This window comes from Actinomadura craniellae, assembly GCF_003289645.1.
GTDB lineage: Bacteria > Actinomycetota > Actinomycetes > Streptosporangiales > Streptosporangiaceae > Actinomadura_D > Actinomadura_D craniellae.
The window spans coordinates 1-9329 of record NZ_QLYX01000029.1; the positions used below are offsets into that span (position 1 = coordinate 1).

The 9329-nt window shown below is 67.5% G+C and carries 3 protein-coding genes; 1 reads left to right on the forward strand and 2 read right to left on the reverse strand.

Annotated features, from left to right (window positions below):
* Positions 1-2332 (reverse strand): type I polyketide synthase (locus DPM19_RS36680; RefSeq protein WP_233511119.1); only part of this gene is annotated, 2332 nt, incomplete at its 3' end.
* A gap of 135 nt (positions 2333-2467) precedes the next feature.
* Positions 2468-3571 carry a ferritin-like domain-containing protein gene (locus DPM19_RS34585; protein WP_111872328.1) on the reverse strand — a complete coding sequence of 368 codons (1104 nt, stop codon included), beginning with the start codon at positions 3569-3571 and terminating at the stop codon, positions 2468-2470.
* A gap of 345 nt (positions 3572-3916) precedes the next feature.
* Between DPM19_RS34585 and DPM19_RS35580 the strand changes: the two genes are divergently transcribed.
* Positions 3917-9329: type I polyketide synthase (locus DPM19_RS35580; RefSeq protein WP_158567003.1), on the forward strand; the 5413-nt coding region annotated here is incomplete at its 3' end.

The following is a 9329-nucleotide window of genomic DNA, read 5'->3' on the forward strand; positions in this document are numbered from 1 at the left end:
CTAGGGCAGAGGGCGTGATGGTGGCCAGGGCGGTGGTGAAGTCCTCGGCATCACGGCCGATGACCACGGCCCGGTGATCGAAGGTGGCGCGGGTGGTGACCAGCGACGCCCCAATGTCGTCAGGGGTCAGGTCGCGATGGGCGGTAACGAACTCGCGAAGCCGCCGCGCCTGATCGGCCAACGCCGCGCTGGTCTTAGCCGAAACCACCCAGGGCACCCAAGCCTCACCAGCAAGCAGAACGTTAGCGACAGGCTCCACGAACCGCGCGCTCTCCCGCGCCCCCTCATCACGCCGCGCTTCCCGCTCCGACCCGGGCTCCCCCTCCGACCGGGTCTGCTCCTCGGCCCGGGTCTTCCCTTCGGCCCGGGACTGACCATCAGATTGGGTCTGCTCCTCGGCCCGGGTCTTCCCTTCGGCCCGGGACTGACCATCAGATTGGGTCTGCTCCTCGGCCCGGGTCTTCCCTTCGGCCCGGGACTGACCATCAGATTGGGTCTGCTCCTCGGCCCGGGTCTTCCCTTCGGCCCGGGACTGACCATCAGATTGGGTCTGCTCCTCGGCCCGGGTCTTCCCTTCGGCCCGGGACTGACCATCAGATTGGGTCTGCTCCTCGGCCCGGGTCTTCCCTTCGGCCCGGGACTGACCATCAGATTGGGTCTGCTCCTCGGCCCGGGTCTTCCCTTCGGCCCGGGATCGGCCCTCAGAGAGGGACCGTCCATGAGCCACGGTCTGCCCGTCCTCCGGCGCCTTCTTACCGGTCGGGGTCCCCTCGTCCTGACCGGTCGGGGTCCCCTCGTCCTGACCGGTTGGGGTCCCCTCGTCGGGCCGGGCTTCCCCCTCGGGCCGGGACTGCCCGTCGGGGAGGTGCTGCTCATGGGTGGTGGCCTGCCTGCCGACGGTGGCTTTGCCGCCCGACTGGGGCCGGCCGTTGGGCGAGGCGGAGGTCTCGGGTGGGCTTTGGAGGATGAGGTGGGCGTTGGTGCCGCTGATGCCGAAGGAGGAGATGGCGGTGCGGCGGGTGGGTTCGTCATGCGGCCATGGGGTGGGCCGGGTGAGCAACTCGATGTTGCCGCTGTCCCAGTCGGCGTGCGGAGTCGGCTCGTCGATGTGGAGGCTGGCGGGCAACTGGCCGTGATGCATGGCGGTGGTCATTTTGATGACGCTGGCGATGCCCGCGGCCGCCTGGGTGTGGCCGATGTTGGATTTGATCGACCCCAGGTAGAGCGGCCGGTCGGTGGGCCGGTGTTGCCCGTAGGTGGCCAGCAGGGCGTGGGCTTCGATGGGGTCGCCCAGGCGTGTGCCGGTGCCGTGTGCTTCGACCGCGTCGATTTGTTCGGGGGTGAGGTGGGCGTTGGCGAGTGCTTGGCGGATGACGCGTTCTTGGGCGGGGCCGTTGGGGGCGGTGAGTCCGTTGCTGGCGCCGTCTTGGTTGACCGCCGACCCGGCGATCACGGCCAGGATGGGGTGGTTGTGGCGTTGGGCGTCCGACAGGCGTTCTAGGACGATGATGCCGGCGCCTTCGCTCCATCCGGTGCCGTCCGCGGCGGCGGCGAACGACTTGCAGCGCCCGTCGGGGGCCAGGCCGCGTTGGCGGCTGAACTCGATGAACACATTCGGGGTGGACATCACCGTCACACCCCCCGCCAACGCCAACTCACACTCACCATTACGCAGCGCTTGGGCGGCCAGGTGGATGGCGACCAGCGACGAGGAACAGGCGGTGTCGATGGTGACAGCCGGCCCTTCCAACCCCAAGGTGTAGGCGATCCGACCCGAGGCGACACTGCTGGTGCTACCGGTGAGCAGATGCCCCTCGAACCCCTCAGGGATGGACCGCAACCGAGCGGCGTAATCGCTGTAGATGACCCCGGCGAACACCCCGGTCGGTGTACCGCGCAATGCCTCCGGGGTGATCCCCGCCCGCTCGATCGCTTCCCAGCTGGTTTCCAGCAGTAGCCTCTGTTGCGGATCGATCGCGGCTGCTTCCCGGGGCGAGATACCGAAGAACTCAGCGTCGAAATGGTCGGCGTCGTACAGAAACCCGCCCGCCCGCGTGTAGCACTTACCGGCCTGATCCGGATCTGGGTCATACAGCTCTTCCACCGGCCACCCCCGGTTGGCCGGGAACTCACCCATCGCGTCCCGGCCGGCGCGGACCAGCTCCCACAACTCCTCCGGCGAAGTCACCCCACCAGGGAAACGACACGCCATGCCCACCACGGCCACCGGCTCATCAGTCCCGGACTCGGCTTCGAGCAAACGCTGACGGGTCTGACGCAGTTCCGAGAGTGCGCGCCGGAGATAATCCCGGAGCTTGTCCTCGTTGCTCATTCGACTCCAGTCCTTAATGGCACCGTGGGTTCTGATCCGGGCACCGGCACGCGCACACGAGTGCCAGGGGAAAGGGCCGCTCTCAGGCTTGGCCGATACGGACGCGGGTCCCTGTGGGCGGTTGCTTCTCTTTCGTCACTCTTCGGCGGCAGCGATGGCCGCGTCGACCTCTGCCCGACGTTGCGCGAGTTCCTGCTCGTGCTTGGCGGCGTCGTACCGTTCGGCGATCTCTTCGTCCTGGTCCATCAGCTCGCCGAGGTCGGCCTTGGCCGCGTCTAGGACGCCCATGTCCTCGTACGCCCGCTGTACGCGCTCTCCCCAGAGCCCGATATCGCGGACGCAGGGAACGACCCGGGTGAACAGCCGGGCCTGGTAGTTCTTCGAGATCTGCGAGTTGTTGGCGTACTCCATGCATTCGTCGACCGGGAGCCCGACGGTTTCAAAGACCTCCTGGCCGCGGAACCGGTCGCGCATCAGGTAGCAGCCCTCGACGATGAACTCTTCGCGTTCCAGTTTCTCGGCCGTCGAGAGTTCGGCGTAGTACTCCTTGAGCGCCAGCCTGCCGAAGGCCACATGCCGCGCCTCGTCCTGCATGACGTACGCGAGGAGTTGCCGCACCAACTCGTTCGAGGACATGTCCCGGTACACGCCGAAGCCGGCCAGGGCCAGCCCCTCGATGAGCACCTGCATTCCGAGGTAGGGCATGTCCCACCGGGAGTCCCGCAGCGCCTCCTCCAACAACTGCGCCAGGCTCGGGTTGATCGGGTAATACATCCCGATCTTCTCCTGGATGAAGCGGTTGTAGAGCTCGACATGGCGGGCTTCGTCCATCACCTGTGTGGCGGCGTAGAACTTCGAGTCCAGGTCCGGTGCCGACTCCACGATCCGGGCGGCGACAGTGAGCGCGCCCTGCTCGCCGTGCAAGAACTGGCTGAACAGCCACGAACCATGGTGCCGGGTGAACTCGTCCCTTTTCTTCTGCGGTAGTTTTTCCCATATGTCGGAGCCGGTGAGCGGATTGAACCTGTCAGGCCTGCCCGAGGGATTTCGTGGGTCGACTTCGAGTTCCCAGTCGATTCTCTTCTGGGAGTCCCATTGCTTGTCCTTCCCCTTTTGATAGAGGGAGAGTAGGCGTTCGCGCCCTTCGTCGTACTCCCAGGTGAATCGGGCCGCTCCGGTTGCGGGGACATCCCAGGTTTCGGGCTCGACGGGACTGGTATAGCGATCGAACATGCTCATGCTGCGCTCTTTCGGCGTGGGTCTCCGAAGTGGGGCAACGGCCGAGAGACCTGGTGGAATGACTTGGCCTAGTCCGCTCAACCCCGCCATGGTCGCCCGGCGGCCTAACGGCGTGCTTATCCCGGTCTAAAGGGAGCGGCCGGATCGTCCGCCGATCCCGGTGTCCGCATGGCCGGACGTATGGGCCTGGACCTCGCAGAACGTCCCGCCGGCCGGTGCTCAGCTCGGCAGGCGCGCCCCACGCTTTAGATGGAGCGAAGGCTCCCGTTAGCCGTACCGGTGATCGTGGGCGGGCGGGAGTATAAGGAGAGAACGTTGAATAATGGTAGCGAATCAGGTCAGTTCATGGACGAGTCGCGGGCCACGGATGGCGCGGAAAGTCAGTGGATAGCCGTGGTCGGCATATCCTGTCGCCTCCCCAAGGCTCCCGATCCGGAGACGTTCTGGCAGAACCTTCGCGCCGGTGTCAGCGCGATCACCGAGGTGCCCGCCGACCGCTGGGCCGCTGATTCGCTGTACGACGAGAATCCGGCAGCACCGGGAAAGGTCACCACCCGGTACGGCGGGTTCATCGAGAACATCGACGGGTTCGACGCCGGCTTCTTCGATATCGCTCCCCGTGAGGCTGTGGCGATGGACCCGCAGCAGCGGCTGATGCTGGAATTGAGCTGGGAGGCCTTGGAAGACGCCGCGATCGTTCCGTCCACACTGAAAGATAGCCGCACCGGCGTTTTCATGGGAGCGATCTGGGATGACTACGCCATGCTGCTCTACGGGCAGGGCGCTGAGGCGATCACCCAGCACAACCTGACCGGACTGCATCGCAGCATCATCGCCAATCGGGTGTCGTACACCCTGGGCCTGCACGGACCGAGCATGACCGTGGACGCGGCGCAGTCCTCCTCGCTGGTCGCGGTGCACCTGGCCTGTGAGAGCCTGCGCAGGGACGAGTCCACCCTCGCCATCGTCGGCGGAGTGAACCTCAACATCGTTCCGGAAAGCACCGTTTCCATGGCCAAATTCGGGGGACTTTCTCCCGACGGGCGGTGCTTCACTTTCGATTCCCGGGCCAACGGTTACGTACGCGGGGAAGGTGGCGCCGTCGTCGTACTCAAGCCGTTTCAGAGCGCATTGGCCGACGGCGACCGGATTTACTGTGTGATCCGCGGCAGCGCCGTGAACAACGACGGTGCGACGAGTGGTCTGACCGTGCCGAGTGCCACGGCTCAACAGGACGTCATCCGCCGGGCTTATGAGCGGGCGGGGGTACGGCCCGCCGACGTCCAGTACGTGGAACTGCACGGTTCCGGTACCAAGGTCGGCGACCCGATCGAGGCGGCGGCACTCGGGGAGGCACTGGGTGCCGCGCAGGCATCCGACCGACCACTGCTGGTCGGTTCGGCTAAGACGAACGTGGGTCACCTGGAGGGCGCCGCGGGAATCGTCGGCCTGCTCAAGACCGTGCTGAGCATCAGCCACCGGGAACTCCCGCCAAGTCTCAACTTCGAGAACCCGAGCCCGCAAATCCCTCTGGACGACTTGAACCTCCGGGTCCTGCGATCACTCAGCGACTGGCCGAGGCCGCACGATCGGCTGTTCGCCGGCGTCAGTTCGTTCGGCATGGGCGGAACGAACTGCCATGTGGTGCTGTCAGACCACCAACCCGATGGCCGCACGCAGGACGCCGACGTACCCGATGACCAGGCCACCGGGGGAGCGGTGGCGTGGGTGTTGTCGGCGAGGTCGGGTGCGGGGTTGGTGGAGTTGGCGGGTCGGTTGGCGGGGTGGGTGGGTGAGCGGCCGGGGGTGTCGGTGTATGGGGTGGGTCGGTCGTTGGTGGTGGGGCGGTCGGTGTTGTTTGCGCATCGTGCGGTGGTGGTGGGTGTGGGTCGGGGTGAGTTGCTGGAGGGGTTGCGGGATTTGGCGGCGGGTCGGCCGTCCGCGGCGGTCATCACCGGCACCGCCACCGGCACCGCCACCGGCACCGGCACCATAGCCACCGCCACCGGCACCGTTACCGGCGCCGGCACCACTGCTGGCACTGGCACTGCTGCTGGCACTGGCGCCGTTAACGGCGCGGTCGCTGGTGGGACCGCCGCCGAGGCTACTGGTGGGGCTGCTGGTGGGACTGCGGCTGGCGAGGTCACTGCTCCCGGGACCGCTCCCGGGACCGCTGCCGGAACTAGTGCCGGGACCGCTGATGGGTCTGGTTCCGAGGCTGGTTCAGGGGCTGGGGCCGCTGGTGGGCCTGGTTCCGGGACCGCTGCCAGGGCCGGTGCCGGGACGGCTGCCGGGGCTGGGGCTGGGGCCGCTGGTAGGACCGGGACCGCTGCCGGGGCCGGGGCCGCTGCCGGGGCTAGGGCTGGGGCCGGGGCCGCTGCCGGGGCCGGGGTTGGGGGTGGTGGTGTGGTGTTTGTGTTTCCTGGGCAGGGGGCGCAGTGGCCGGGAATGGCGGCGGGGTTGCTGGAATCCTTCCCGGTATTCGCCGAGCAGATCCAGGCATGCGCGCAGGAACTGGACCCACTGACCGGATGGTCCCTCCTGGACGTCCTGCAACAACACCCCGCAGCACCAGACCTAGAACGCGTCGAGGTCGTCCAACCCACACTGTTCGCGATGACCGTCTCACTAGCCCGACTCTGGCAATCCCACGGAGTACAACCCGCCGCAGTCGTCGGCCACTCCCAAGGCGAAATCGCCGCCGCCTACATCGCCGGCGCCCTCACCCTCCCCGACGCCGCCCACATCATCGCCCTACGCTCCCAAGCCCTCACCACCCTGGCCGGCACCGGCGCCATGGCCGCCATCCCCCTCCCCGCCGACCACACCCGCACCCTCCTCACCGGCCCCTACCACCACCTCACCATCGCCACCATCAACGGCCCCAACACCACCGTCATCTCCGGCGACCCCCCCACCATCAACGCCTTCCTCCACCACTGCACCCACCACAACATCGACGCCCGCCAAATCCCCGTCGACTACGCCTCCCACTCCCCCCACATCCAACCCCTACGCAACCAACTCCTCACCAACCTCGCCCACATCCAACCCACCACCCCCACCATCCCCTTCTACTCCGCCCTCACCACCCAACCCATCACCGGCCCCCACCTGGACGCCGACTACTGGTACCGCAACCTCCGACACCCCGTCCACTTCCACCACACCACCCAAACCCTCCTCAACCACCACCACCACCTCTTCATCGAAACCAGCCCCCACCCCATCCTCACCACACCCATCAACGACACCATCCACACCCACACCACCCACCCCAACCACACCACCCACACACCCACCCACCAACAACCCACCCACCAACAACCCACCGCCATCGGCACACTCCGCCGCAACCACCCCCCAACAACCACCCTCCTCACCGCACTCGCCACCGCCCACACCCACACCACCCCCATCAACTGGACCACCCTCTACCCCACCCCCACACCACCCCAACCCCTCCCCACCTACCCCTTCCAACGACAGCGCTACTGGCCGGACGTGGTTCGCCGACAGGTCGAAGCGCCGGTCACCCCGTCGACGTCGATCGAGGTCACCGAGAGCGAAGACCACGCGCCGACAGCGCCCAATGGCCTGACCCCCCTGGCGCAACGGCTGGCCGGCCTGCCTGAAGCCGATCAGCATGCGGCAGCGGTCGATCTGGTGTGCGCGCACGCTGCGGTCGTACTGGGCCATAACAGTGCTCAAGTCATTGATACGGGCCTGGCGTTCAAGCAGCTCGGCTTCGATTCACTCACCTCTGTGGAGCTCCGGGAACGGCTCAACGCGGCCACCGGCCTCCGGCTGCCGACCACCTCGCTTTTCGACCACCCCACCCCGGACGCCCTGGCGCGGGTGGTGCGCGCGGAGCTGACCGGAAGTCGGGTCCAAGCCGCGACGCCGACCACCACGGGTCTGGTCGATGAGCCGGTGGCGGTGGTGGGGATGGCGTGTCGTTTTCCTGGTGGGGTGGCTTCGCCGGAGGAGTTGTGGGAGCTGGTCCGTGCCGGGCGGGACGCGATGGGTGAGTTCCCGGTCAACCGGGGGTGGCCGGTGGAGGAGCTGTATGACCCGGATCCGGAACGGGCGGGCACCTGCTACACGCGGGCGGGCGGGTTCCTCTACGACGCCGACCATTTCGACGCCGAGTTCTTCGGCATCTCGCCCCGGGAAGCAGCCGCAATCGACCCGCAACAGCGACTACTGCTGGAAACCAGCTGGGAAGCGATCGAACGCGCGGGGATCACCCCGGAGGCGTTGCGCGGTACACCGACCGGGGTGTTCACGGGGGTCATGTACAGCGATTACGCGTCTCGGTTGCGGTCGGTTCCGGCCGGGTACGAGGGACAGCTGCTCACCGGCGCCTCCGCCAGTGTCGCCTCGGGTCGGATCGCCTACACCTTGGGGTTGGAAGGGCCGGCTGTCACCATCGACACGGCCTGTTCCTCGTCGCTGGTCGCCATCCACCTGGCCGCCCAAGCGCTGCGCAGCGGTGAGTGTGAGTTGGCGTTGGCGGGGGGTGTGACGGTGATGTCCACACCCACCGTCTTCGTGGAGTTCAGCCGCCAACGCGGCTTGGCCCCCGACGGGCGCTGCAAGTCGTTCGCCGCCGCCGCGGACGGCACCGGATGGAGCGAAGGCGCCGGCATCATCGTCCTAGAACGCCTGTCGGACGCCCAACGCCACAACCACCCCATCCTCGCCATCATCGCCGGATCCGCCGTCAACCAAGACGGCGCCAGCAACGGACTCACCGCCCCCAACGGCCCCGCCCAAGAACGCGTCATCCGCCAGGCGCTGGCCAACGCGGGCCTCACCCCCGACCAGGTCGACGCGGTCGAAGCCCACGGCACCGGCACACGCCTGGGCGACCCCATCGAAGCCCACGCCCTGCTGGCCACCTACGGGCAACACCGACCCACCAACCGGCCGCTACTGCTGGGGTCGATCAAATCCAACATCGGCCACACCCAGGCGGCCGCGGGCATCGCCAGCGTCATCAAAATGACCACCGCCATGCATCACGGCCAGTTGCCCGCCAGTTTGCACATCGACGAGCCGACTCCGCACGCCGACTGGGACAGCGGCAACATCGAGTTGCTCACCCGGCCCACCCCATGGCCGCATGACGAACCCACCCGCCGCACCGCCATCTCCTCCTTCGGCATCAGCGGCACCAACGCCCACCTCATCCTCCAAAGCCCACCCGAGACCTCCGCCTCGCCCAACGGCCGGCCCCAGTCGGGCGGCAAAGCCACCGTCGGCAGGCAGGCCGCCGTCCATGGACAACCCCGCCCCAATGGGCAGTCCCAGTCCCGGACTGACGAGGAGGTCCTGACCGGGGAGAAGGCGCTGGAGGACGGACAGGCCGTGGCGCAGGGACAGCCTCTCTCCAATGGGCAGTCCCTGCCTGAGGGGGAGACCCGGTTCGAGGGGGAGACCAGGTCGGAAGGGGAGGCCCTGACTGGTGAGGGGGCGTTGGAGGACGGGCGGTTCCAGGAACCTGTCGTTGATGCACGGCCCGTCGACCGGGCCTCGGTGCCATGGGTGATCTCGGCCAAGACCAGATACGCGCTGGCCGACCAAGCGCGGCGGCTTCGCGAGTTCGTCACCGCCCATCGCGACCTCACCCCTGACGACATTGGGGCGTCGCTGGTCACCACCCGCGCCACCTTCGATCACCGGGCCGTGGTCATCGGCCGTGATGCCGAGGACTTCACCACCGCCCTGGCCACCATCACGCCCTCTGCCCTAG